Annotated in this window: 15 protein-coding genes; 7 read left to right on the forward strand and 8 right to left on the reverse strand. The window is 59.8% G+C overall.

Annotated elements, in window-relative coordinates; genetic code table 11:
- Window positions 1–64 precede the first annotated feature (64 nt).
- The 5 genes from ABH945_RS22475 to ABH945_RS22495 form a co-directional block, all read right to left on the reverse strand.
- Window positions 65–1,576, reverse strand: a complete 1,512-nt coding sequence (locus ABH945_RS22475; protein ID WP_074769169.1) for an arylsulfatase — start codon at window positions 1,574–1,576, stop codon at window positions 65–67.
- Window positions 1,577–1,672: 96 nt separating this feature from the next.
- Window positions 1,673–2,659, reverse strand: coding sequence for a formylglycine-generating enzyme family protein (locus ABH945_RS22480; protein ID WP_429251988.1), 987 nt, complete (start codon window positions 2,657–2,659; stop codon window positions 1,673–1,675).
- 107 nt (window positions 2,660–2,766) lie between these two features.
- Window positions 2,767–3,462 carry a response regulator transcription factor gene (locus ABH945_RS22485; protein WP_429251989.1) on the reverse strand — a complete coding sequence of 232 codons (696 nt, stop codon included), beginning with the start codon at window positions 3,460–3,462 and terminating at the stop codon, window positions 2,767–2,769.
- Entirely contained in the window at window positions 3,459–5,342 is a 1,884-nt protein-coding gene (locus ABH945_RS22490; RefSeq protein WP_429251990.1) for a sensor histidine kinase, read from the reverse strand. The genes ABH945_RS22485 and ABH945_RS22490 overlap by 4 nt, the downstream gene beginning before the upstream one ends.
- 454 nt (window positions 5,343–5,796) lie before the next feature.
- Window positions 5,797–7,014 (reverse strand): hypothetical protein, encoded by a 1,218-nt coding sequence (locus ABH945_RS22495; RefSeq protein ID WP_429251991.1) that lies wholly within the window; start codon window positions 7,012–7,014, stop codon window positions 5,797–5,799.
- 550 nt (window positions 7,015–7,564) lie between these two features.
- Here ABH945_RS22495 and ABH945_RS22500 point away from each other — a divergent pair.
- Window positions 7,565–10,744 carry an EAL domain-containing protein gene (locus tag ABH945_RS22500; protein WP_429251992.1) on the forward strand — a complete coding sequence of 1,060 codons (3,180 nt, stop codon included), beginning with the start codon at window positions 7,565–7,567 and terminating at the stop codon, window positions 10,742–10,744.
- Between the two features lie 146 nt (window positions 10,745–10,890).
- Here the strand turns inward: ABH945_RS22500 and ABH945_RS22505 are convergent, their stop codons facing one another.
- Together ABH945_RS22505 and ABH945_RS22510 are read right to left on the reverse strand one after the other, a co-directional pair.
- The gene (locus tag ABH945_RS22505) at window positions 10,891–11,469 is read right to left on the reverse strand and encodes a TetR/AcrR family transcriptional regulator (protein WP_074769159.1); all 579 of its coding nucleotides are present in this window, start codon (window positions 11,467–11,469) and stop codon (window positions 10,891–10,893) included.
- A gap of 378 nt (window positions 11,470–11,847) precedes the next feature.
- Complete coding sequence (locus tag ABH945_RS22510; protein ID WP_429251993.1) at window positions 11,848–12,510, reverse strand: DUF3313 domain-containing protein; 663 nt, start codon at window positions 12,508–12,510, stop codon at window positions 11,848–11,850.
- 323 nt (window positions 12,511–12,833) lie between these two features.
- Here ABH945_RS22510 and ABH945_RS22515 point away from each other — a divergent pair, with 323 nt between their 5' ends.
- Window positions 12,834–14,129: a paraquat-inducible protein A gene (locus ABH945_RS22515; protein WP_429251994.1), complete on the forward strand. Its 1,296-nt coding sequence runs from the start codon at window positions 12,834–12,836 to the stop codon at window positions 14,127–14,129.
- Window positions 14,130–14,157: 28 nt separating this feature from the next.
- Window positions 14,158–15,750, forward strand: coding sequence for an intermembrane transport protein PqiB (locus ABH945_RS22520; RefSeq protein ID WP_429252288.1), 1,593 nt, complete (start codon window positions 14,158–14,160; stop codon window positions 15,748–15,750).
- Between the two features lie 165 nt (window positions 15,751–15,915).
- Here ABH945_RS22520 and ABH945_RS22525 read toward each other — a convergent pair whose 3' ends face one another.
- Window positions 15,916–16,419 carry a hypothetical protein gene (locus ABH945_RS22525; protein ID WP_429251995.1) on the reverse strand — a complete coding sequence of 168 codons (504 nt, stop codon included), beginning with the start codon at window positions 16,417–16,419 and terminating at the stop codon, window positions 15,916–15,918.
- Window positions 16,420–16,776: 357 nt separating this feature from the next.
- On the opposite strand from ABH945_RS22525, the gene ABH945_RS22530 reads away from it, so the two are divergent.
- The 4 genes from ABH945_RS22530 to ABH945_RS22545 all read left to right on the forward strand — a co-directional run bounded on the left by ABH945_RS22530 (window position 16,777) and on the right by ABH945_RS22545 (window position 25,243).
- A complete protein-coding gene (locus ABH945_RS22530; protein ID WP_074769152.1) occupies window positions 16,777–17,880 on the forward strand; it encodes an AI-2E family transporter in 1,104 nt (367 codons plus the stop codon).
- 246 nt (window positions 17,881–18,126) lie between these two features.
- On the forward strand, window positions 18,127–20,874 hold the full coding sequence (locus ABH945_RS22535) for a decarboxylase (RefSeq protein WP_429251996.1): 2,748 nt from the start codon (window positions 18,127–18,129) through the stop codon (window positions 20,872–20,874).
- Between the two features lie 241 nt (window positions 20,875–21,115).
- Entirely contained in the window at window positions 21,116–22,807 is a 1,692-nt protein-coding gene (gene aspT, locus ABH945_RS22540; protein WP_429251997.1) for an aspartate-alanine antiporter, read from the forward strand.
- A gap of 93 nt (window positions 22,808–22,900) precedes the next feature.
- A complete protein-coding gene (locus tag ABH945_RS22545) occupies window positions 22,901–25,243 on the forward strand; it encodes a mechanosensitive ion channel domain-containing protein (protein ID WP_429251998.1) in 2,343 nt (780 codons plus the stop codon).
- Window positions 25,244–26,528 lie beyond the last annotated feature (1,285 nt).

Below are 26,528 nucleotides of genomic sequence, written 5' to 3' on the forward strand. Positions count from 1 at the left end.
CTCGGGCGACGCCAGCAACCACGTCACCCGAGCCTGGCCGTGCGCAATGAGCACGAAGGAGCAATCAGCGATGACCACCGCCGGCGGCGTCGGTCATCTTGTCGATCACCTGATCCACGCCGAAGCTGGCCGCTTTCTGCCTTGGCGGGAAGGCTTTGAACGTCTGCAAAAATTCGCCCACGCCAGCCTGCGCCGGCACAAGGATGAAGGTGTGGTCGAGCAGCCAGTCGTAATAGGTGTTGGACGTTATATCCGCCCGCTCATAGGGATCTGTTCGCAGGTTGAAGATTTTCGGCACGCGCAACGTGACCAGTGGCTCCGCCCAGATTCGCAACGTGCCTGCCGTGCGCTGTTCCATGAACACGACTTTCCAGTTGTCGAAGCGCAGGCAGGCGAGGTCGCCGTCGTCGGTGAAATAGAAGAAGCCCTTACGTTCAGGTTTCTTCGCCTTACCGGTGAAGTAGGGCATCAGACTGAAGCCGTCCAGATGCACCTTGAAGGTCTTGCCATTGGCCTCGAAGCCCTTCGTCAGTTTGTCCTTGACGTCGGGGTCGCCCGCCGCGTCGACGATGGTAGGCAGCCAGTCGAGGTGACTGACGATCTCGTTGCACACCGTGCCCGGCTTGATCACGCCCGGCCAGCGAACCAGACAGGGCACCCGGTATGCGCCTTCCCAGTTCGAGTTCTTCTCGTTGCGGAACGGTGTCATACCGGCATCGGGCCACGAGTTCATGTGCGGACCGTTGTCGGTGCTGTACATGACCATGGTGTCGTCCGCGATGCCGAGTTCGTCTAGTAGCGCGAGCATCTCGCCGATATGCTTGTCGTGTTCGATCATGCAGTCGTGATACTCCGACTGCCAGCGTCCCGCCTGACCGCGAATCCGGTCCTCGATATGCGTGCGGAAATGCATATGCGAGGTGTTGAACCAGACGAAGAACGGCTTGTCTTCCTTGTGCGCCTTCTGGATGAATTCCTTGGCGGCCGCGAGAAACTCGGTGTCGACCGTTTTCATCCGCTCGCGCGTGAGCGGACCGGTATTGTCGATTTTCTGGCCGCCCTTGCCGTCCGACCAGCAGTGCAGCACGCCGCGCGGGCCGTACTTCTTGTGAAAGTCGGGAAACTCTTTGGGATCGGGATAATCGGGCAATTCAGGCTCTTCCTCGGCATTCAGGTGATAGAGATTGCCGAAGAATTCGTCGAAGCCGTGCACGGTCGGCAGATGCTCGTCGCGATCGCCGAAGTGGTTCTTGCCGAACTGGCCCGTGCTGTACCCGAGACCCTTGAGCAACTCGGGAATGTTCGGATCTTCGGCGCTCATGCCGAGCGGAGCGCCAGGCAGGCCGACCTTGGTCAGTCCCGTGCGCAATCCGCATTGTCCCGTGATGAACGACGCGCGACCGGCCGTGCAACTCTGTTCGCCGTAATAGTCGGTGAACACCATGCCGTCCTCGCCGATGCTGTCGATATTGGGCGTGCGGTATCCCATCACGCCCTTGCTGAAGATGCTGAGGTTGGACTGACCGATGTCGTCTCCCCAAAGGATCAGGAAGTTGGTTTTCTTCTTCGCCGCCATGAAAAACTCCTTTGCGTAGAGCCACCGTAACCGGTAGCGGAACTCTCGCGACCCTGTCGTCGACGGGTCTGCAAGAGGTCGTATTGGCTGTCGGGCTTAACCGGGAACCGTGTCGCGAACGACGCAACGAAAGCCGACATGGCAGGTGGATGTATCGACCGGTTGCGCCATCCGGGCGGCCGGCCGATAGCGCCTGCAGTAATTCGGCGCGCACAGGTACGAGCCGCCTTTCATCACCTTGCGTGCAATCCTGACTTGAGGGGAGCGCGCATCGACACTTGCCTCCCGCGTTCCGCCGCGCGGATTGTCGAGCGTGCAGCATGCTTTCACGATCTTCCCGTGGTCCTGATACCAGTCGCTGGTCCACTCCCACACGTTGCCCGCCATGTCGTACAGCCCATAGCCGTTCGGCGGAAAAGAGCCGACCGGCGCGGTCCATTCGTAGCCGTCTTCAAGAAGGTTCTGCCACGGGAATTCGCCTTGCCACGTGTTGGCCATCTGCCGGCCGTTGGGTGTGAATTCGGCGCCCCAGACAAACTCGGCGTCGTCGAGACCGCCGCGCGCGGCGAACTCCCATTCGGCTTCGGTGGGCAGGTCCTTGCCGGCCCACTTTGCGTAGGCTTCGGCGTCTTCGTAAGTGACATGCACGACGGGATGATCGAGGAGCCCGTCAAGCGAGCTGGCGGGGCCGCGCGGGTGGCGCCAGTCGGCGCCGCGCATATAGGTCCACCAGTTGTAGTGATTGCGCAGATCGACACGCCCGGGGGGGCGGGCGAACACGACCGAGGACGGCTGCAGCAACTCGGGCAGCGCGCCCGGATAGTCGTCTGGATTAGCGGGGCGCTCGGCTGTCGTGACGTGTCCGGTAGCCTCGATGAAGCGCCCGAATTCGGCGTTCGTCACGGCATGGCGGTCTATCCAGAAGTCGTTCACGCGCACCTTGTGCGCCGGCGCTTCTTCCGGGTAATGATGATCCGATCCCATGACAAAGAGGTCGCCGCCAATCCGGACCATACCCGGTGGCGCGGCGGGCGAATTGGGCTCGATGTTGTCGTTGGTCGCGTCGGGTGAGGGATGGACCATGATCAGCCAGCAAGTTGGATTGCAACGACGGAACGGGCAAGACGAAGCTCGCCATACACGTATGGCGAGTCCGCTCGACTAGCGTCGGGAGCGCCTCGTACGGATCATCAGTATCGGAGCGGCGGGACGCTTACGCTATCCGGGGAAGGGGCAACGAAATTGCCCGTTGGGGCAATCTGACCGGGCCTGCTCCTTCCGATATGGAAGATCGGCTCGGCCAGCCTCACGAGTTCGGCAAGCGAATGGGCGTTCAGCTTGTGCATCAGGTGAGCCCGGCATGTCTTGATGGTCCGCTCGCTCAATGCCAGTTCGGCGGCGATCTGTTTGTTGAGCCGCCCGGTCACCACGCCACGCAGCACCGCCCGCTCGCGATCGGTCAAGGGCGTTGCGAAGGGTTCGGCCGTGCTTTCCGGGGGCGACTCTGGAGCCGTTACTGCGATCGCACTCTCGACCGCAGCAAGAAGCATCTGCGTGTTGATCGGCTTGAGGAGAAAATCCCGGGCCCCTGCCTTGATCGCTTGCACGGTACTGGGAATATCACGATGCGCGCTGATGAAAACAATCGGCATTTCGCGTCCCAGCCGATGAAGCGCATGCTGCAATTCGAGGCCGCCGGGGCCGGGAAGCTCGAGGTCCAGAATCAGGCACGCAGACCGCACATCGGGCTCGGCCACCAGAAACTCTCCGGCTGACGAGTAAGCCTTTACCCGATAGCCGGCGTGCGTAAGCAGTCGGGTCAGCGCGGTGCGCATGGATTCGTCGTCGTCGACTACGTGAACGACGGTGTCGATAGGGTCACTCACAACCGTCCTCCCTGTATCGTTGGATGCTGCTGAGTCAGGTTCGTCTCGGCGGCGCCATGCCGGCTGGCCCGGCGGTTTGCAGCATGAGCCGGCGTGCCGCGCTCCGGCAGCCACACCCTGAAGACGCTGCCCCCGCCGTCCCGATCTGCAACGGTGACGCGGCCACGGTGGGCCTCGACGATGGTCCTGACGATGGATAAGCCTAGGCCCATGCCGTGCGGCTTGGTCGTATAAAGCGACTCGAACAGTCGCTTTTTTTCTCCCGCCGGAATGCCGTGGCCGCGATCGGCCACGGTTATTTCGAGCCCGTTGCCGCTCTTACGTGTCGAGATCGACAGGATGCGTGCAGACGGCGGCGTCTCCTGCATCGCGTCCAGTGCGTTGATGGCGAGGTTGAGCAGGACCTGCTGCAACTGGATCCGGTCACCTTGAAGTTGAATCCCGCCCGCGTCCAGGCTCGCTTCGATTGTCACGTTGCGGCGCCGCGATTCTGGGCCGAGCAGTGCGAGCGTTTCAGCGACCGTATCGTCGATACCGACCGGACCGAATGCCACCGACTGTTTTTGCAGCAGGGTACGCAGACGTTGCACCACCTCGTTGGCGCGCAGCGCGTCGCGCCGCACATCGGCCAGGATGGCGTGCAATTCCTCGAGATTCGGCTCGGGTTTGTCGATCATCATGCTCGCGGCATCTGCGTTGCTGAGAATGGCCCCGAGCGGCTGACCGACTTCATGCGCAATCGACGCGCTCAGTTCGCCTGCAGCCGCGAAGCGCGCTGCACGCGCCAGTTCTGCGCGCCGAAGGGTGGCCTCATCCTCCGCGACATGCCGCCCGCGACGCTGCCAGAGCAGTGCAGCAATCGTCAGGGCCTGCATGGCTAAAACTGCCAGCGCGAGCACGACGGCGCCACGGTACTGACGCCAGATCGACGGCGGTACGTCGATCAACTCGCAATCCGGCGGCAACGAATCGGCGCGAAGCCCGAGTTTTTCCAGCTGTGTCACGTTCGCGACGCAATGCGACGCTCCCATCGACGTCATGGCACCCGGTGCCGCCTGCTTGCCGAGCAATATCGACGCAGCAAGTTCGCCCGTGATCTGGCCGTTTTTCCTGAAGCTGATAACGGACCCGCCTGTCAGGCCGTACGGAAGATACGTGGGATACCAGCTATAGATGGGTGCGCCGGACACCTCGGCCATTGGGCCGACGACTTCGTAGGGAAAATAAGTACGGCCTTCACGATCGCGGAACATGCCTGCGTACAGGACCGCGCTGTGCCTGTCGAGCGTTGCGAGACGCTGGCGCAGTTCGGGCAACGACAGACCTCGCCAGACTTCGACCAGCCATTTGTGGCTAGTGCGTTGCGCCGCGACGGCAGCAGCCCGGTCCGCGCCGTCGCGGTCGAACTCGCTGACGCCGCCTACTACCACCAGACGGTGCGCATCGGGCTGGAGCGTTTCGGCCATGGCCAGCGTACCGTCGATGTCGAGTCGCATCGGCACATGCGCGAAGTCGGGGGGCAGCCCCGCGAGCCGGCGATCATCGATGCTGGAAATCACGACCGGCACGCCAGGCCAGATTTCCGCGTGATATTTGCGCGTGAACTCCAGCGCGAAGTCGGCCAGTCCAATGACGATGTCGACCTGCCGGTGCTCGTACTTCCGTCTCATCAAGGCAAGGAAGTCGGGCATTAGCGCGGCACTGTCGAAGCGCAAGCCGTCGAGCGAATCGGTATAAAAATCCACACCGTCGGGCGCAACTGCGGAGAGCGTGCTACGAAGAGTCTGGATCTGTTCGAAGGCCGCCGGTAGAGAGGGGTCGGCACCTGGCAAAATAACCACCCGCCATGGATGCGCGTAAGCACCGGGTGAGGCGTTCAATATCAGCGCAACCAGAAAAAGGCAAATGATGTGTCGCGGCAATACTCTGCCCTGGCGCATTATTTGGGCCGAATTTTTCCTGCTAATGTCCTCGTACACGAATTCAGGGAAGTCGCGCATGTCCACGCTATGTCCGGGCGGCTTGTAAGCTTATTTAACATCGTGACAATGTGGTCTTATCGTTTTTCTGGTCGATTTTTCCTTCGCAGAGTAGTGATTTTTTAATCACTTGGTTTTGCGAAGTAGTGCCGTTACGGTATCCATATCATCCTATATTAGTCCTTTACATAATGACAAGGTGCTTTGTGGGGGCAGAATGAAATGGGGAATGGTTTTGCTTTATTCAGTAACTAAAGAATTGGTTCGAGACGTGATTCTATGAAAAGCCGGCATCGCATTTCTATTCAGGCAATGGGGACGCTGGCAGAAGGCAACGGTATAAGTCAGGCACAAATTAAATCAGCGTCTTGAGAACCTTCAATACAAGGCCTTGCATCGGCAACTGCATGCCTGCAACAAATAACATGGGCAAGACAGCCGGAACGGCGATAGCAACGATGCCGCGCTTGCCAATCGGAAATGAGCGCATATTCTGGACCGCCGCATAGATGGTCTGCACATCGGCAACAGGGCCCAGTTCGGCTGCGTCAAGAATAGCGGGCGAGCCGATCTCTTCACCCTGCACCCAACGTCGATGCACCAGCCTGCCGTGGTGTCCCACCAGGCTGCCGTAGTCCATCATTGCCTTGCGCCTCGTGCTTCCCAACACCAGCGCAAGCGGCACCATCGGCAGAAGAAAAACGATCGTGACCAATACTGTGCTAGCCACCAGGGCGCCTTTGATCGCCATTACCTGCACGTCGTGATACACGACTTCGTGCGCGAACGACGCGGCTGTGACTGCGGAGACAGCAAACGCGACCGGGCTGAAGACGAACATGATGCGCTCGAAAAAGCCGAGGCCGCCCACGCGATCCGGGTGCGTGGGCACCAGCGCCAACGGAAAGCGCGCGAGTCTGAAAGTGAGCACGCAGACGAGGCACGCGCGCCATAACCAGGCGAGCAGAAGCGCGGTGAAAATCGGGCGGATTACCAGCACGAACCACCAGCCGCCGAAAGTCATCTCCGCGCTGCCTTCGCCACCGGCAGTCGCCCACGATATGTCCTCGAATTGCCGGAAGACAGCGCCCGCGCTGGACCATGCAATCACTGCGCCGATAATGAGCACCCACGGGAGAACACCGTTCCTGAGCTTGATCACGCTGGCAATCAAGGCCCGGAATAGCGGAATCTTCTCCGTTGGTACGAGACCCGACTGGACGAAGTAACGCAGCAACGGCGGTACGGATTTCTGCGCTACGTCTTCTGCGAAGATGAATAGCGGAATAGCCACGAGACAGCGCACGTGAATGCCGAAATGACCGAACAGAGTGTCCGCGCCGTCGATCGAGTTGCCTCGACCGGTGGCGACGGCCCATATCACGAGTGGTAGCCAGGTGATCGCAGCGAAGATGATGGCGCGGCGGGCCGTCCCCATCCCTTTTGCGGGAATCAGTCCAAGCTTGCGCTGGAAGCGAAACGCCAAGTCGTCACGCACCAGTGAGAGTTCGACTCCAGAGACGTCACTGGACGTGTCGGGTTCGGCGGCGCTACGGTCTTCGGAAATAGCCATGTGCTGCTCCGTTGCAAGATCCGCTTGCTCGCACTGCTGCGGCGATCAGATTGATGAATCTCCCGATCAGAAGACTGCGCCGGTTGCCGTCGAACTGCAACTGGCTACGCGTTCGGTTCGCAAGGCGGTACCTGTGTCAGATCCGCGTACTCAGCCGTCATATTCGCGTGGCCGTCAGGTCGTGCGCTGAGCCTGTGCGTGAAGATCTCCCGCCTTTCTATCGAACGCTCGGATCAGGATGGGACGTGCGCCTTCGCTCCTCATCGAGCGAAGGTCTCATTACAGACCGCCCCTCGAAAACCGCTCCAGCGATCGACCCAAAACAAGGCGTGCGCTGGCTTTTTCGCACCGTGCTGTCGCATTTCAGGCACCGTTCTGGCGAATTTTAAGCAAATGCTAAAGAAAAAATTCCGCTGGTCGATAGGATGACTGAGGGGGTTCCCTCAGTCGGACCCAACCCGGGTTCGACGTTCCCTGCACGGAGACAAGCAGTGAAACGTCAGGCATACCGCACCCTGAATAAACGCTTTGCGATCGAGTGCTTTCGTCGATGAATCGCAACCCGTTCTTCCAATTTCTCGGACGTCTTCGCGTCGGCCGCAAGTTGCTGCTGATCTATCTGCTCGACCTCAGCGCGGTGGTCTACATCAGCGGCATTCTGATCCACGAGAAGTACATTGCGATCGACTTCTCCGACAAGGAACTGGTCGGCAATGCCTACGTTGCAATCGTGCACGATGCGGTCATCGACTTTGCAATGGCGGGGGCGGGCCAGCCGCGGACCACGCCTCACTCGCAGGAAACCGCGAGTAAGCTCGCCGACGCCGAGCGCCGCTTTGGCGCGAACATGCAAAGTGCGGAGATAAACGAAAAGGTCCGCACGGCACTCGCCGCGATCTCGACACCGCACGCGAGCGCAGCGACGGTGGACGATGGACTCGAAGCGACGCGCGCGCTGGTGACGCGAATCGGCAACCAGTCCAACCTGATTCTGGACCCGGACCTCGACAGCTATTACGCGATGTCGTTGTCGATTCTGCGTTACCCGGAACTGCTCAACGACATCAACCGGATCGGCCGTCATCTGCACAATGCCGGCGCGAGATTGCACGACGCACCGATGAGCCGCGACGAGATGCGTACCCGCTACCTCGTGCTGGAGGGGCAACTCGATGCAGTACTGCAGGGGCTACGCTCCGACTACGCGGAAGCTTCGGCGGCGAACGGCACGCTGAGCGGCACGATCGGACCGTCGATTGCACGCATGCTCGCCGCCATCGAAACCTATCGCCATGTGGCGGGCGCAGCGGTCGACAATGGCGCGGACACGGCCACGCTGGCCGCGCTCGATGCCGCGCAGCAGCAGGTCATCACGAGCGTGAGCGACGCGTGGAGTATGACCGGCAGTCAACTCGAAAGTCTTCTGCATGCCCGCGTGCGCGGTCTCTTTCAGCGCATGTGGCTACACCTCGGGACGGCATTTTTTCTGCTGTGCGCGATTCTCAGCATGGTGTATTTCGTCGCCCAGCAGGTGTCGCGCCCGTTGCGCCAGCTTGCACGTGTGATGGATACCGTACGCCGCACAGGCGACCATTCATTGCGCGCCAACTGGCACAGTCAGGATGAAATCGGCCAGCTCGTGCGAGGCTTCAACGACATGCTGGCGCAGCTCGACCGCGAGCGCGACGTGCAGAAGGAACTCGCCGCGACCGCGCGCGCGTCGGCGGCGCAATACGCGCTCGTCGAGGCGACGCCGGTGCCGATGGTCGTGACCGCGATTCCCGGTCACGAGGTTCTGCATGCGAACCGGCCCGCGCTGGCCTGGCTGAACGGCTGCACGGTCGACCCGTGGGGCTACGGGCTCGACTCCGAAGTGCGCGCGCGGTTTTTCCAGCAACTCTCCGACCGCGACGCCGTGGACGAATTCGAGGTGCGCTGGCTGGCCAGTGGTGAACCCACGTGGGCGATGCTGTCGGCGCGGCGCCTCGACTTCCAGGGACGCGACGCAGTATTGACGGCTTTCACTCCCATCAACCAGATCAAGCTGATGGAGCAGCGGCTGGAGTTGTGGGGCAAGGTGTTCGAAGCATCATCCGAGGCCATTCTGATTCTCGATGCACAACGACGGCTCGTGACCGCCAACGCGTCGTTTTATCGGGCCACTGGCTACCGTGCCGACGATGTCGCCGGCAAGGAGCCGGCTTTCCTTTTCGGCGCACAGGAGCAGGGCGATATTTTCCCGTCCGTCATCGATTCCGTCGACCGTCTGAGCGCGTGGCACGGCGAAGCGCAGGTGCGGCGGCGGGCGGGCAGCGACTATCCGGCGTGGCTGATGGTGAGCGCCGTGCGCGACCGCCGGGCGAATCTGTCGCACTACATCTGCACGTTGATCGACATCACGGACCGCAAGAAAAGCGAGGCGCGCATCCAGTTTCTCGCCGAGCACGACGTGCTGACGGAATTGCCGAACCGCGAGCTATTCGTGAAGCGCCTGGGCGTCGCGCTCGCCAATGCGCGGCGCACGGGCCAACGCGCTGCGGTGCTCTTCATCGACCTGGACCGTTTCAAGAACATCAACGATTCGCTGGGCCATCATATTGGCGACAATCTGTTGCGCTCGGTGTCGCGACGACTGCTGCAAGCCGTGCGCAGCAACGACACGGTTAGCCGGCTGGGTGGCGACGAGTTCACCGTGATCCTCAACGGTGTGAGCAACACGGCGGACGTGACGCGCGCCATCGAAGACCGCCTGTTGCCGCTCGTGCGGCAGCCGCATGAACTCGGCGGCGCTGCGTTGCCGGTGTCGTGCAGTGTCGGCGTCGCGCTGTTCCCGGACGACGGCGAAGACATCGAAACCCTGATGCAGAACGCGGACGCCGCGATGTATCAGGCGAAAGCGGCCGGCCGCAATCTCGTCAAGTTCTTCTCGCCCGATATGGCCGAACGCGCGCGCTACCGGTTGACGCTCGAAGCGTGTCTGCGCACGGCGATTACGGAGCGCGAGTTCCGGCTTGCGTATCAGCCGTGCGTCGATGCGCGCACGGGCGAGCTGGTTGCGGTCGAAGGTTTATTGCGGTGGAACAGTCCGCAGATTGGCACGGTGTCGCCGGTGCAATTCATTCCGGTCGCGGAAGATACGCGGCTCATCATCCCGATCGGTGCATGGGTGATCGACGAAGCCTGCCGGCAACTCGCCGAGTGGGATGAAGAGGGGCGGATGCATTTGCGCGTGTCGATCAATCTGTCGGCGATACAACTGCGCGATCCAGATCTGCTGGAGACTCTCGCGCACAGTCTCGCGCAATATCGCGTCGCACCCGAGCGGCTCGAACTCGAGATTACCGAGACGGTGCTGATGGACAACGCGGAGAACTATCTTCAAACGATTCAGGCGATCCGCAAGCTTGGCGTCAAGATTTCCCTCGATGACTTTGGTATTGGTTACTCGAGTCTCAACTATCTGAACCGGTTTCCTCTCGATCGCCTGAAGATCGACCGTGCGTTCGTACAGGACATGCTCGATGCACCGGCCGATCTCGCGATCATTCGGGCGATCGTCGAGCTTGGACATGAACTGGGTCTTCGGGTGGTTGCCGAAGGTGTCGAGAGCGAGCATCAGGCGCGCATTCTGCGCAATATCGGATGTGATGAACTGCAGGGTTTCCTGTTCTCGAAAGCTTTGTCGCCTGCTGAACTGTGGTACTGGAGTAGCGCGCGGATGGTGGCGTGAGTGGTTCCGCGCTCGATGCACGATGGTGTTCCGGCAATCGTGCGCGGACTTCTTCTGGTAACTGAATTGGAAGGGAAGGCGCTGGCTGGGTCATGTTCAGGCAACTCGGCTGCCTTCGCGAATTGCACTAACAGTGCCCCCAGTTTCTATTTCGCCTGGGACTCTTCGAGAGACTGCCAGCGCTTGTCATCCATCAGCAGCTTGAAAAGTCTCTCGCGCTGCGCATCGGAAAACGAACTCATTCCGAGCAAGGTGGTGTAAGCGAGACCTCGCGCCGCGGCCAGGCGCACGAGCGCCATATCGGGATCTTCCGCTTCGCTACGAATCTTGCGCATGTTCACCTGATCCTGCACGCGAATCTCCTCCAGCAAAGCGGGATCTTCTACGAGTGCGGCCAGAATGGATCGCGCGACCGAATTCGGCTGGTTGATGGTCTCCCGCATGACAGCGATCTGCGAAGACAGCACGGGATGAGGGAGCGATTCCCCTTTGGCAGCGAGAAAACCGGCTGCGAACGACTCAAAATGTTCCCGCTGATAAGCAAGCAGGGCTTTGAGGACGCCGGCTTTGGTGCCGAACTGATGCAGCAGGCCGCCTTTGCTGATTCCGCTTTCGCGCGAGAGCGAGTCGAAAGTCAGTCCACCGGGACCATCGCGCGTCAAGATTGCCAAAGCAGCCCTGATGGCGGCGCTGCGGGATCGCTCTGAACGGGTCGCGTTGTCCATGTCTTCCTGTGTGATGTAAAAGTGTACGCACCAACGGCGGTCACTGTGCCGCCCGGGTCAAAACCGCGAGATTAACAGATTGACCCGCACGGGAATCACATCGGGAATCAGGTTTGATATCGATAGGGGCAGGCTGGACGCGCTGCGAACCACTGCGTTCGATCGTGCTTCTGTCGCATGCTTGCGGCGACAGTGAGAGATAACTCAGCCTGATAGGGCGCTCACGCCCACGCCTACGCAGGTTTAAAGCCGGCCAGTGACGACATCACACAGGCCCCTCGCAATCCGGCCCATGCATCGGCGACCGGCAGTCGCGCAACTCCGCAGTCTCTTTAGCAGAGACAAAACCCGGCGTTCCAGGTATTCCGCCGATGCCGGTCAGTGCAGTTGAGCCACCAACGCGTCAGCGCCCTTGTCCAGGCCGGTTTTTGCCGCGCCCAGCGAGCCGAACGCGGCGGCCAGGTTCATCGCATTCGGATACTGTTTCGACACATACGCTTTCAACAGACGACCGTTCGTACCGTCATACACTTCGACGGCATAAGAAACGGAGCCGCTAAATGCGGCCTTCCCACCAAAAATCGCCTGCACGCCGTTATAAACATTTCCGCCAATGTCGAAGTGAGTGAACTGTCCAACGAATGGCGTGGTCGTTTCCGCGCCGGTGAGCGTCAGCTTGACGCGCAGGCTGTCCGGACCCGCCTGCGCCGTGACGTCGAAATGTTTGGATAGCGCTTCGGAGAAGGTTTTTTGCATGTACTCGGCCAGTACGGTTTTGTCCTCGGCCTTCATGTCGCCAAACTGATTGTCGCTGCCCTGATAGACAACGACAGGGTCCACCGTGACCTTGGTGTATCGCGACCACACGACCGGCGCGGCGTACTGGTACGGCACCTTGTCTGAATCGCCCGCGCGGTTCTTCGTCATTTGCGACGTGGACGAAAGGCCGCTATAAGCAACCGGTTGCACGCCTGCGCAGGCGGAAAGCGTCAAGGCAGTGGCGCCAGTCACGAGTACTGCGGCGAGTCGGGTGTTCATCATTTTGTCTGTTCCAGATGGGCGAATTGGATGCCGAACGAGTGGTTCGGTACATGGAGGATCCATCGAAGCCCGCACAGTAACACTGTCGAATTAAGATGTAAACCGTCTGCCCGGTCTGTTTATGAAATTGGCTGAACCGTGAAATTTGTCTTTTTTCTGTGTTACTTCGGTTGGGGAGCGCCAAAGTTGATTTTTATATAAAAACAAACCAAACAGACGGTTTACAAAGATTTTTCATGATGATAGTCTTGCGCCTCATATAAATCGGCGCCTGCAAGAGGGCGTGCACGCGGTCAACCGACGCGTGGAAGCGGATGCCCAGAATGAGTAAAGCCACCTTGATCGCGTGTCGGGAGTGCGATCTGTTGCAGTGGAAAGTCTCGCCGCCGGACGGCGGTCGCGTGGGTTGCCATCGCTGTGATGCAGCGCTCTACCGTAGTCGCACGGCCAACCACGATCGCGTTCTCGCACTTACGGTGGCCGCCGCGATTCTGTTCGTCGTGGCGAATCTGTTCCCGGTCGTGGAAGTTTGGGTCAAGGGCGAACTGATGGAAAGCACGCTGGCTGGCGCAGCGTCGGCGCTCTGTACGGAAGGGATGTGGCCAATCGCCGGTCTCGTCGTATTGACCACGATCGTGATGCCTTCGGTCCACATGCTGGCGGTGATCTATCTACTTTTATCGATGCGCTTCCCGCTGCTTTTTCCAACGCGTCGCCGGGCGTTGCCGCTTCGCCCCGACATTGTTCTGCGTCTGCTTCAGCATGTTGCTCCGTGGGGAATGATCGAAGTACTGATGCTTGCGATGTTGATCGCGCTGGTCAAACTCCAGCACGTCGCGACTGTCGTTCCGGGTGTGGGTTTGTGCTCATTCGGCGCGGTTGCGGTACTGCTGACGGCGACCACGGCTGAACTGGACTTCCGCGAGCTTTGGGTTCGTCTGACGCGCACTCGCACTTCAGATTCCGGGCCGGTTGCAGAAAAGCTTCGACTTCGTGCGCAGAAAACTGCAGCGCGCGCGGGCGTGTCCGCGTGTACCGACTGCGGCTCGCTGTGCGCACCGTTCGGTTCCATTCCACGCCCGGAATGTCAGCGTTGCAGCAACGTCCTGCACGTTCGTAAACCGCGCAGTCTCACGCGAACGTGGGCGTTTCTTATCGCCGCCATCGTTCTCTATATCCCTGCTGTTTCGTTGCCGGTGATGGTGACGCAAACCCTGTTCCGAACCCAGTCCGACACGATACTCAGTGGTGTCGTATTTCTCTGGACTTCGGGATCGTGGTCGCTCGCCGCTATCGTTTTCATCGCAAGTATCGTGGTACCCATGCTCAAGATCTTCTCGTTGGCCTTTCTCGCTGGCAGCGTCCAGCTACGTTCCACGCTGATTCCAAAACAAAGGACGCACATTTACCGTTTGCTCGAACGGATCGGCCGCTGGTCGATGCTCGATATCTACGTCATTACGATTCTGGCCGCACTGGTGCAATTCGGTTCTATCGCAACGATCAATGCAGGCCCCGGCGCGATAGCGTTTGGCGCGGTTGTCGTACTGACCATGCTCGCGACATTGTCGTTCGATCCACGGTTGATATGGGATGCCGTGGAGACGAAACGTGGATAAGGCATCCGAAGAGAACAGTGATCGCGAGATGCCCGACTTCCCCACGGCGGTTGCGACCGGGCAATCGAAGTGGCGTATCCAGCTGATATGGATTGTGCCGATCGTCGCGGTGCTGATTGCCGGGTGGCTCGCGGTTCAGTCCGTGATGAACGAGGGACCGACTATTGTCATCCGCTTTACAACCGGAGATGGCATCGAAGCCGGTAAAACCAAAATCAAGTTCAAGAATGTCGATGTTGGCGTGATCAAAAGTCTCGCGCTTTCCGACGATCACAAAACCGTGCTGGCGCGGGCCGATATGTCGCGAAACGCGGCGAGCATGCTGGTTGACGACACGCGCTTCTGGGTCGTTCGTCCGCGTATTGCAGGCGGCACGGTGTCGGGCATCAGCACGTTGATTTCCGGCTCTCACATAGGGATGGATATCGGCGCTTCCAGCAAGGCACGGCGCGACTTCACAGGATTGGAGTCGCCACCTGTGCTCGCATCCGGCACGCCGGGGCGGGAGTATGTACTGAAGAGCGCAAATATCGGCTCGCTCGACATTGGCTCGCCGATATTTTTCCGGCGGCTCCAGGTCGGCCAGGTGATCTCGTATGCGCTCGATCCCGACGGCGCAGGGATGACGCTGCACGTCTTCATCAATGCGCCGTACGATAAATACGTCACGAACGACAGCCGCTTCTGGCATGCGAGCGGCGTTGATGTCACGCTGGACACGTCGGGCGTGAAGATCGATACGGAGTCGATGGCATCGGTGTTGATCGGTGGGCTCGCTTTTGAAAACCCGCCGGAATCGACCGAAAAAATCGAAGCGGATACACGACATCAGTATGTGCTGTTCGCCAACCGCTCTGATGCAATGAAACAGCATGACACGATAGTGGACCAGTACGTGCTGAATTTCAACGAGTCGGTACGCGGATTGACTGTCGGTGCGCCGGTAGATTTCCGGGGCATCGTAGTGGGAGAAGTGGCGGCTATTTCCGCGCGCTTCGATCCTGTGAAAAAGTCATTCGATATTCCGGTCGTGGTCAAACTTTTTCCGGAGCGTCTGATCTCGCGAGAGAACTGGGACCCTAGTCGCAAGAACACGGCATCGGAGCGCAAGCAATTCGCGGACTATCTGGTGTCGAAGGGATTGCGTGCGCAACTGCGTACCGGAAGTCTGCTGACGGGGCAGCTTTATGTCGCCATCGATTTCTTTCCGTCAGCGCCGAAGGCGGCTGTGGACTGGCACAAAGAAACGCCGCAGTTGCCGACCGTACCGGGGAATCTGCAGGGTTTGCAGGAATCCATCACGAGTCTGGTCGCTAAGCTGAATGCCATTCCTTTCGACGGAATCAGCAAGGATTTGCGCAAGACACTCAATGACGCGGACGGACTGCTCAATACGATGAATTCGGATCTTGCGCCCGATGCCAAGGCAACGTTGGCGGCGGCGCGCGAGACGCTGACATCCGCGAATCGTGCATTGCAAAGTGATTCGCCGCTGCAGCAGAACACGGTCGAAACGATGCAGGAGTTGTCGCGTGCGGCTGTGTCGGTCCGCTCGTTGGCGGACTATCTGGAGCAGCATCCAGAGTCGCTGATTCGCGGCAAGAAGGCGGATGCGCGATGATCAGAAAGCCAGAATTTCCAGGCGCATCAGGTCGCGACAAGCCGCTCGAATGCGTTGATGGCCGGATAGCGAATCGCTGGACGCCCGATAACCGGCTTGGAAAACAGCTCGAGAACTACCCGCTGACAAACTGACGCGCCGCGCAGCGCAAAGAGCCCGCCGCCGCTAGAACCGGTTGCGCTGGCTCGGATCGAATTTCGGATCGGGCGATCTTTGTGTCTGGCGGAGCACGCCCTGATCGTCGAAGTAAAAGTGATAGATCAGATGTTCAATGTTGTTTTCCATGTACCGGTATGACCACACCTCCCGGTTCGTTCTCTTGAAGTAGCCGGTTTCGAAAGGGCGGCCAAAGTTGACGAGCACGTCGTTCCGGGTCCACTTGCCGATTTCGGCGCGATGGAATTCGCTGTCGCGAAGTACCTGTCGAACTCCTAGCACTTTGCCGGATGCGTCGAGGTCGGCCGCCGTTGTCGTCGAACCCATCGGCTGGGTCGGCCACATCAACCGCTTTCCCCCATCCGGCAGATCGTAGGTTTCCTTGGGCGGTCCCAGCCGGGCAATCAGTTCGGACTGGTCTGCTCCCGCCTCGACCCGTTGATGCGGCTCGGTGCAACTGGCGAGCATTAACGCCGCAGTGCACGCGCTGAGAAATGCGAGTCGGTTAAGCATGGAAGTACTCCGCTAACATGATCGGCCCCGAACATAGTCGGTTTCGCGGACTATCGCGCGGTGGCTAATGAGCGGGCGTGTCATCTGTTTGACCTTATCGCGGGCGGTAGGCGGCCGGTCCGGGCACGGAATCCCGTCATGCTTCAAATACCCCGCCTTTCATATATCGCAAAGCATTCCCTGTTTGATATAGGTCCAAGGTCCGATGCCTGTCTGCGCCCGGGAGGCTCATTCTTGACGTGATTGCTTGCCGACGCACGTCGCAGCGTGGTTCGACTGCGCGGCCTGCATGGTCCTGGGCCCGCCACGACTGGTCGCCAGAGAGAGGGTTGTGGTCACCTGCGGGGGAGACAAGTTATGTTGATCGCACCGGCTACCCGACGGTTATGGGCCAGAGAATTGCTCGATGTTCTGATCCGCGCGGGACTCGTCGCTGTTCTGGCCATCTTCTGTTTCCGGATTTTCGTTCCGTTCCTCAACCTCATGGTCTGGGCGTTAATCCTCGCGATCACGCTGTATCCGGTTCAGGTGAGACTCAGGCGCACCTTCGGCGGCAAGGAAGGCCTGATCGCCTCGCTGATCGTTCTCGTCGCGTTTGCGGTGATTCTCGTGCCGACCTATCTGCTGGGCGTCGCTGTCGCTGCATCGATCGATCATGCGATGGCCGCGTTCAAAGCCGGCACTTTCCGCGTTCCGCCACCCACGCAGGCAATCGCCAGTTGGCCGCTGGTAGGCAAGCTCCTGTACGACTACTGGCTGCAGGCCACGACAGACCTCACCGGCCTCGCGCAGAAGTTCGCACCCCAACTCAAGGATGCCGGACTCGCGCTGCTCGGAATGGTCACCGGGCTCGGCGCGGGGCTGCTGCTCTTTTTTGTCGCGTTGATTGTCGCCGGGATCCTGATGGCGCACGGTGAGAAAGGCCACAACAGCGCGGTGCAGATTGCCTCGCGTATCTCAGGCCCGGAGAACGGCCCGCAGATCGCCGACCTGTGCACCGCCACCATTCGCGCGGTCGCTCAGGGCGTGGTCGGCATTGCGTTTATCCAGATGCTGTTGATCGGTATCGGATTCGTCGTCATGGGTATTCCGGGAGCGGGCCTGCTTGCGCTCGCCGTGCTGCTGCTCGGGATCATGCAATTGCCCGCCACCCTGATCACGATTCCGGTGATTGTCTTCGTGATCGCCACGCAAGGGGTGAGCACCGTGACGGTCATCTTCGCCGTGTATGTGTTCGTCGCGGGTCTGGCCGACAACGTCCTTAAGCCGTTGCTGCTGGGCCGCGGGGTCGCCGTGCCGATGCCGGTGGTGCTGATCGGCGCGCTCGGCGGCATGGTGACGGGAGGCGTCATCGGCCTGTTCATCGGTCCCGTGATGCTCTCGGTGGGCTATCAGCTTTTCTGGCGCTGGGTCAGAGACGACGCCAGCCCGGAGCGCCTGAAGGAAACGACACCCGGCTGACGATGACGGGGTTCGGCCGCCAGTGCATCCACGCTGCCGGTCGAAAACGACATTGGGACAGAACGTCTGTCCACCTCGCAGCGGGTGCGGCCGGCTCGGTGCGGGCATAAGACCAAAGGCCGATTTACGCGTCGGCAGAGAGTCGTCATCGTGGTGAGGTCAAAAGTGACCCACGAACACTCACTGCTCCCAGCACCCCCGTGAACGACAGGCTGTCATCGCTCAGGGAATATCAGGAGACTCGACATGGAATCCGCCGCAAGGCTTGTACCGGCGTTCGGCCTCAATCAGTTCTTTTCGGCTGCGGAGGCGCGGGTCGATCACTGGCGCAGCCTGAACCGGATCGTGCGTGCGTTGGCCACCCAGCCGCAGCAGGATACCGTCGGCCTGCGCGATCAGGCGCTGGAAGTGCTCAATGACCTCGCGCCGCTGGAAGATCTGAACGGCTATCCGGGCCCTTATCTGATGGCGCAGTTGCATGAACGACTCGCAGCGGGCGAGTGGGATACCCTGTCGCGTCTCGTGCAGCGAATCAGTGCAGCACTGATGTCGAACAGCTACCGGGACGACAAGGAAGCGTGGAAAGCGGAGGAGGAAGGCGAACTGCGCCTGCCGGATTTTCTTCCGCCTTCCATCGGCCACGGGCAAAGCCGTAAGCCCTATTTCGAAACGCTCGTGGTGGCCGCCGGCGAACGGTCTACGTGGCCTGATATCCGCGAGAGCTTTCACCGCCTGCGTCGCAACGACGATAGCTTCGTCTACGAAATGGTCGTGGTCGGCAGCTTCGAGGACGCGATACTCGCTACGATTTTCAACTACAACCTGCAGTCGGTGGTGATTGTCGATGGTTTCAGCTTCGCGTCGCAATATACGTCTCCTGCATTGCGCGACATCATCGTGCGCAATACGCCTGCGGGAACGGGCGCACGGATGGACGACATGGGTTCGGCGCTGGCTCGGCTCGTGCGGGGGCTGCGCCCGGAACTCGATGTGTTTCTCTCCACCGATCGCGACGTGGCCCAATTGGCGGGCTCGGATGCCGCCGCCCCCCTGCGCCGGATCTTCTACGGCGCGGAAGAACCGATGGAGATTCATCTGGCCATCCTGGACGGCATCCGGGACCGCTATGAAACGCCGTACTTCGACAACCTCAAGCACTACGCCGCACGACCGATCGGAACCTTCCACGCGCTGCCGGTGGCAAGAGGCAAGTCGATCTTCAAATCGAACTGGATCCGGGACATGGGCGAGTTCTATGGCGCCAACCTGTTCCTCGCCGAATCGTCGGCCACCACGGGCGGGCTGGACAGCCTGCTCGAGCCCACCGGCAACATCAAGGCGTCGCAGGACAAGGCTGCGCGTGCGCTGGGGGGAGACCGCTCCTTCTTCGTGACCAACGGCACCTCCACGGCCAACAAGATCGTGCATCAGGCGCTGCTGACGCCGGGCGATATCGTGCTGATCGACCGCGACTGCCACAAGTCGCATCACTACGGCATCGTGCTGGCAGGTGCGCAGCCTCTCTATATCGACGCCTATCCGCTCACCCAGTACTCGATGTACGGCAGCCTGGCGATACGCCCCATCAAACAGGCGCTGCTCGCGCTGAAGGCCGAGGGCAAGCTCAATCGGGCCAGGATGCTGGTGCTGACCAATTGCACCTTCGATGGCCACGTGGCCAATGTCGAACAGACCATGCTCGAATGTCTGGCCATCAAGCCCGACCTGATTTTCCTCTGGGATGAAGCCTGGTTCGGCTATGCCCGCTTTTCGCCGCTGCTGCGCATGCGCACGGCGATGGGCGGGGCCGCGAAACTGCGCGAGCTGATGCGCGATCCCGCGTACCGGGAGAAATACGAAGCCTTCAAACGATCCTCTGCCGACTTCGAACCGACCGACTCCCGGCTGCTCGACATGCCGCTTCTGCCTGACCCGGATCTGGCCAGCATCCGGGTCTACGAGACCGACTCGATTCACAAGTCGATGTCGGCTTTGCGCCAGGCGTCGATCATCGTCGTGGCCGACGAAGCTTTTCACACCGTCGAGGCACAGTTCAAGGAGGCCTTCTTTACTCATACGTCGACTTCGCCGAACCTGCAGATCATCGCGTCGATCGACGTGGCCCGGCGGCAGATGGAGCTGGAGGGATACGAACTCGTACAACGCGCGATTCAACTGGCGATCGAGATCCGCAAGGAAATCAACCATCATCCGCTGATTTCCCGCTTCTTCCGTGCGGCCACCCCGGCGGAGATGATCCCCGACGCGTATCGGAGGTCCGGCTTCGCGGATTACGGAATGGCCGGAAAGACCATCTCCGATGCCACGCGAGCGCTGCGCGAGGACGAGTTCTTTCTCGATCCCACGCGCATCACACTACTGTGCGGCAACGCGGGTTACGACGGTACCCGTTTCAAGGGATTGCTCGCCGAGTCTTACGACATCCAGATCAACAAGACCTCGCGCAACAGCGTGCTGGTGCAGATCAATATCAATAACACCCGCAGCGACATGGCGCATCTGATCAAGGCGCTTGCCGACATTTCACGCTCGCTTGAACGGGAGTTGGATCAAGGCGGCGAAAGCGTGCGCGCGGGCTTCGAGGCGCGCGTCAAGGCGCTCGTCGAGGATGTCCCGGAACTGCCGAACTTCAGCCGCTTCCACAATGCGTTGCGCGAGAACAGCGCGAGCGCGACATCCGAAGGCGACATGCGCGCAGCGTTCTATCTCGCCTACAACCCGGAGGCATGCGAGTGGATCCGTTTGAATGACGGGCTGATCGACGATCGTCTGAAGAACGGTCCGGAACTGGTGTCGGCCAAATTCGTGATTCCGTATCCGCCGGGATTCCCGATCATGGTCCCCGGTCAGGTCATTACGCCGGAAACCATTGCGTTCATGCGCAAGCTGGATGTGAAGGAAATTCACGGCTACAACGCCGCGCGGGGACTGGAACTGCTCAAGCCGGATGCGTTGGACGCACTTCGGCGCTAGATGCGCCGACCGCAGCCATACCTGCACCGCGACGCGAGGGGTGTAATGGAGCGGCGACTCAAGCGGCTGGCGGCGAGTTTTTAAAGCCTGCCGTTCCTTATCGCGGGCATCGCCGTAGGGCCACGCAAGTTGCGGTTTATCGACGACGGCCTCGGCCATCGTGGCCAACGCGCCGGTTCAATAACGGGCTCAGCCTGCAGTTTGAGGACGAACCTCATCGCATGTCGAGGCGTTGATTAAAGTGCTTATAGACTGGCTGACAAAGTCGCTGCAGGGTTCGCCGGAGCTGGCGATGTTCCTCGCCGTGGGCATCGGCTTCTGGGTCGGCGGTATCAGGTTCGGCAAGTTCTCACTGGGTACGGTCACCGCGTCGCTGATCGTCGCGTTGGGGATCGGGCAACTGCATGTGGAAGTCAGCCGCGAACTCCGCTGGGGATTGTTCCTGCTATTTCTGTTTGCCAATGGCTATGCTGCCGGTCCGCAGTTCTTTCAGGCACTCAAGGAAGACGGCGTCAAGCCAATGCTTCTGTCCGTCACGGTGATGGTGGTGGGGCTTGCCACCGCTTGGTCGATGGCGCGTCTGTTCAGGCTCGACCTGGGGATAGCCGCCGGAATCTTTTGCGGTGGACTCACGCAGTCAGCCGCAATCGGTACCGCAACCGATGCCATCATGAACCTGCCTTTGCCTCTTGCTGAACGCAAACTGCTGGCCAATCACGTGGCCGTCGCCGATGCGCTGACTTATCTCTTCGGTGCTATCGGCATGATCCTGTTTGTCAGTTCGCTGGCGCCGCGTCTTCTGCGCGTCGACCTGCGCGAGGAGGCGGCCGCGCTGGAGAAAAAATTCGGTATCCGGCGCGACACGGCGGGCGTATTTACAGCACACCAGAAATTTGCGGTGCGTTCGTATCGTCTTTCCAGTAGCGGATTCGCAGGCAGGCGGGTCGACGAGGCCGAGCGTAGCGAAGCACCGCTGCGTTATTTCGTCGAGCACATCCTGCGCGACGGCAATGCGATCGAGGTTCGCCCGGAAACCGTGCTGCACACAGACGACACGGTCACCCTCTACGGACAGATGCCTGCTCTGGTGAAGATAGGTCCGCGATTCGGCACCGAGTTGCACGACCCGGAATTGCTGCAGTTTCCCATCGAAATACTGAAAGTGACGGTGACGAATAAAGCACTGTGCGGGGTTCCGCTCGAAGCGCTGATGCGGGTACCGGAATTCGACTTTCGCAGCGTCGGGCTGCGCTCGATCATGCGGGGAGCCCAGCAGATCCCGATCGGTACTGGAACTGTCCTGGACCGTGGCGACGTGCTCGAACTGGTCGGCCCGCAGCGCGCGGTCGAACGGGCGACGACGGAGATCGGCTACGCACTGCGTCCCAGCCATGCGTCCAGTCTGTCTATACTCGGGCTCGGCATAGTGTGCGGTGCGCTGATTGGTCTGCCTTACGTGGTGCTCGGCAACATCAGGCTGACGCTGAGCGTGAGCGTAGGCACGCTGGTCGCCGGGTTGCTGCTGGGCTGGTTTCGCTCGCTGCGGCCGACGCTTGGCGACATTCCCCAGCCGGCACTCGATCTGATGATCAACTTCGGGCTGGCAGCCTTCGTTGCGTGCTCGGGTCTCCAGGCGGGTCCCGAGTTCGTGCGCGCGGTGAGGGAACTGGGACTCGGCATTCTGTTGGCCGGTGCGGTAGTGACTTTGGTGCCACAGGCGGTGGCGCTTCTGGTGGGCCGCTACGTATTGCGGATGAACCCATTGATGCTGCTGGGCGCACTGGCCGGCGCACAGACCTTTACCGCCGCGCTGGCTGCCGTGCAGGACAAGGCGGGCAGCCGCATTCCGGTGCTGGGCTACACGGTGCCCTATGCCACGTCGAATATCCTGCTGACCACCGGTGGATCGATCATGGTCGCGTTGATGGCGTAGGCCGGTCACCGTGGCCGCGCGGACGTGGACCGGGCGCGGGGGGCACCGATATCAACGCTGTTTCGTACGGGGACCGCATGCGCGTCATATCCTATGCAGCGAGAATCCAACCATGCTCACGCGTTCACCCGGCCGTACACCTGCGCTGTTTTACAGATTGGATCGAGTGCGATCTGGGCCGTGCGTCTGGCTTTAGTCAGCCTCCTGGTTCTGTGTCTACTGGGTCTGCATGGAGCGGTTGCTGCGCCACTGGCCACCGGCCTGCCGAAACTGAGCGGTAACGCGTCAGCCTCGACCGCGCAAGCTGCGTCGGCACCGTCGGCGGCCAGTCAGGCCGAGCAGGCACGCGCGCTCGATACCCTGATCGCCACGCTGGAAAACGATACGCAACGAAAAGCGCTCGTCTCCCATTTGAAGGGACTGCGCGCAGGTTCGCGCAGCGCCGCACCCGAGGCGCCCGCGTCCGCCGCTCAGCCCAGTAGCGATCTGCTCGGAGCCATTGCTTCGGGCATTGCGTCTGTCGAGACGGACCTGAGCGAGGGCCGCACACCCTTGCATTATTGGGCAACCCGTTCTTCCGCCGCGCTCGGCGAGCTGCGGGCCATTCTGGCCGGCAGGAACGGGGAGTCGTTCGGCCATGTCCTGCTCTGGATGACCGCGACGCTCGCGTGCTGGGGCGCGTGCGCCGGCCTGTTGATCTATTTGCAGACGCGCATTGTTGCGAGGTATCGCTGGAAGGTCGCACTCGAACCGAATCCGACATCACTCGAGTTGTTGATCTTCGCTGTCTGGCGAACGGCGCCGTGGGTCGTCGCATTTGTGGCGGTCGTGCTGTTCGTGCAACAGGTGCTCGACACGCTGGGCAGCACGCTGGGACTCGTGATCGCTTACGCGATCGTCGCGGGCGCGATCTTTTCGGCGATCTGCATGATCACCTTCTCGATTTTTAACACCGCGCATCGGCGGGTTGCATTACATCAGCTGCTCACCCGAAGCCGCTGGCCGCTTTTTGTGATCGGAGCATCGGGTGCACTTGGCGACGCGACGGCTAATCCTGACGTCATTCGCCTGCTTGGTGCGAACCTCGCCGGGGTCGTGTCGGCCTCCGCCAATGTGACGGCGGCCGTTCTGATCGGATATTTCGCGCTCGCTTTCCGACGGCCTGTTACGCATCTGATACGCAATCGTCCGTATGCGCAAAGGCGCGATCACAAACTCGCCACGGAAGCGCTCGATATACTCGCTTCGCTTTGGCATATTCCAATCCTGTTGATCGCGATTGCGTCGGTGGTGGCGATTATCGATGCACGCGGCTCGGAAGAGAGCGTTTTGCAGCCGTCACTGCTCAGTGCGCTCCTGCTCGTGCTCACGCTTTTCATCTCCGCGCTGCTGCTGCACGTGACGCGGCGAAGCGACACGCGCATACATCGCCGTGCGCCGCATCTGATGAGGCTGTTGCGATTCGCCAGTACGCTGGTCGTTTTCGCGACGTGGCTCGCCTTCATCCGGTTCGAATTGGACCTCTGGAGCGGTCCGATCGCGCGCACGATCAGGCACAGTGCGATGACACCTGGCTTCAGACATGGATTGATCGTCGTCATTGCAACGGTATTCGGCGCCTGGTTCATGTGGATCATTTGCGACACCGTCATCCTCAAGGCAATCGGGCCAAACAGTTCGCGTAACAGGACACTTGATCCCGGCGTGCGCGCACGCACGATGTTGCCTCTCGTGCGTAACGGCGTGTTCGCAACGGTGGCGAGCCTGGCTGCCGTGGTCGCCGCGGCTAGCCTGGGCATCAATCTGACGCCGCTGCTTGCCGGCGCCGGCGTGATCGGTCTTGCCGTGGGGTTCGGTGCGAAGGCGCTCGTCACCGATCTGATCACGGGGCTTTTTATCATTGTCGAGGAGACGATTTCGGTAGGAGACTGGATCGAGGTCGGCAGCGAGCATGCCGGCACGGTCATGGACCTCACAATCCGCACCGTGCGGTTACGCGATGGACAAGGCGCGGTTCACACCATTCCTTTCTCGCAGATCAAGATCGTAAAGAACCTGTCGCGCGACTTTGCCAACGCGGTCTTCGAGGTACGCGTGCCGTTCAATGCCGATCTGGAAAACGTCACGCGAATGATTGTCGAGGTGAGTGCCGAGATGGTCACCGACTTTAACCTTCGCAAGGAAATTCTCGGGCCCGTCGAGGTGTGGGGGCTCGACCGCTTCGAAGCCAACTGGATCGTGGTGAAAGCGCAGATCAAGACGCGGCCATTGCAGCAGTGGAGCGTCGCGCGCGCTTTCAACGCGAGACTCAAGCGGAAGATGGACGAGGCTGGAATTGAAATTCCAGTGCCGCAGATGCTGCTCAATACATCGGCCGGAAGCCGGGGCCCGTCGTCACTGGCAGATGATGCTTCCGTCGATCAGAAGAGCCGATAAGTACGACAGTGGTGCAAAATTCTGCAGCTATGTTCTGCTTGTGCGTGGGACCACTTCGGACAGTTTACTAAGCCACGGTCCTATACATTGCCGCGCGCGGAGTTGCTCCATAAATGTTACGTGCGAACTGCAATAAGCGGCGTTGGATCGTAGTGTTGCGCGGACAACGACGATTCAATCCCGCTTTGGTTTTGTTGGGCTGAACTGATAGATGCTCGCGAAACGCGTGGGCAAATGGACGTAGCTGAAATCGGCCCTGTGGTCTGCATTATTTGCCAATAGTCGATGTTGTCATCAACGAACACTTCTGTTTTCCAGACAAACAGACGCGACTGGCGTGCGGCTTTCTCCAGGAGTCAATTGAGTACGGTTCTCACCTGACGTGGATTTGCTAACGCATCGATAGAACGATTATCCGATGCAATTAAAAATTTAATCTTTCCATTTGATGCGAGTATTGACGGATTTCAAAGGATAAGTGGGCCTTGTTTGAGGAGGCTGCAGATGGAAGCCGACACGAGGGTAAACGCAAGGTCTGGAGAATCGCGGCTCTATACATAGCTGGTCATACGCCTGGTTCGAATCTGTACGAGAGCCTGCCAAAAAAATATCGTTATCTGTGCGTTAGCACTCTAAGGGTTATCGCCAACCCGTGTATCTGTTCCGGGATAACCCTGAAGCTATTTTTAATAGCAGCTTGAGCATCTTTCACTAGAACAGACTGTGTCGACGATCATCAAGCAAATTCATTTTGCATAATTCGAGGGCATCTCCAAGTACTTTTAACGTGTCGGCTGAAGCAATTTTTATTAAACGTACACGCAAAATGCGGATAAATTAAAGGCTCCAACTTCGACGCTTTCGGCATGAATTCCGATGTTTTGATAATTAACTATCTCTATACATACGGAAATCGAGGCGGTCTAAAAAAATGACGTTGGCACAACGTAATTTGTTTTGCATCATCTATACTTTGGTGCAGTTGCCGCTGGCCACGGCAATCCACCATGCAGTCAAATCAGTTCGTTCAATCTCATAGACCAGAAGCCCGGCACCATCGCATTTGTGTGAACCGGGTTCGGAGATTCCGATGATCAATCTGATCGAGCAGGTCAGATACCTCGGGCTAGACGTAATAGAACATCTCATAGCCCAGGTTCTGCGAAAGAGTAGATTTCCCGACAGTCATCCCCCAAATGATTTCTGCTTTGCGAACCAGCGGTCAGACGACTAGTTTCGCGGATAATCGCCCTGGAAATGTACATGGGTCTCGTTATCTTCTGTC

The sequence above is a fragment of the Paraburkholderia sp. GAS333 genome (assembly GCF_050435665.1).
Lineage (GTDB): Bacteria > Pseudomonadota > Gammaproteobacteria > Burkholderiales > Burkholderiaceae > Paraburkholderia > Paraburkholderia fungorum_A.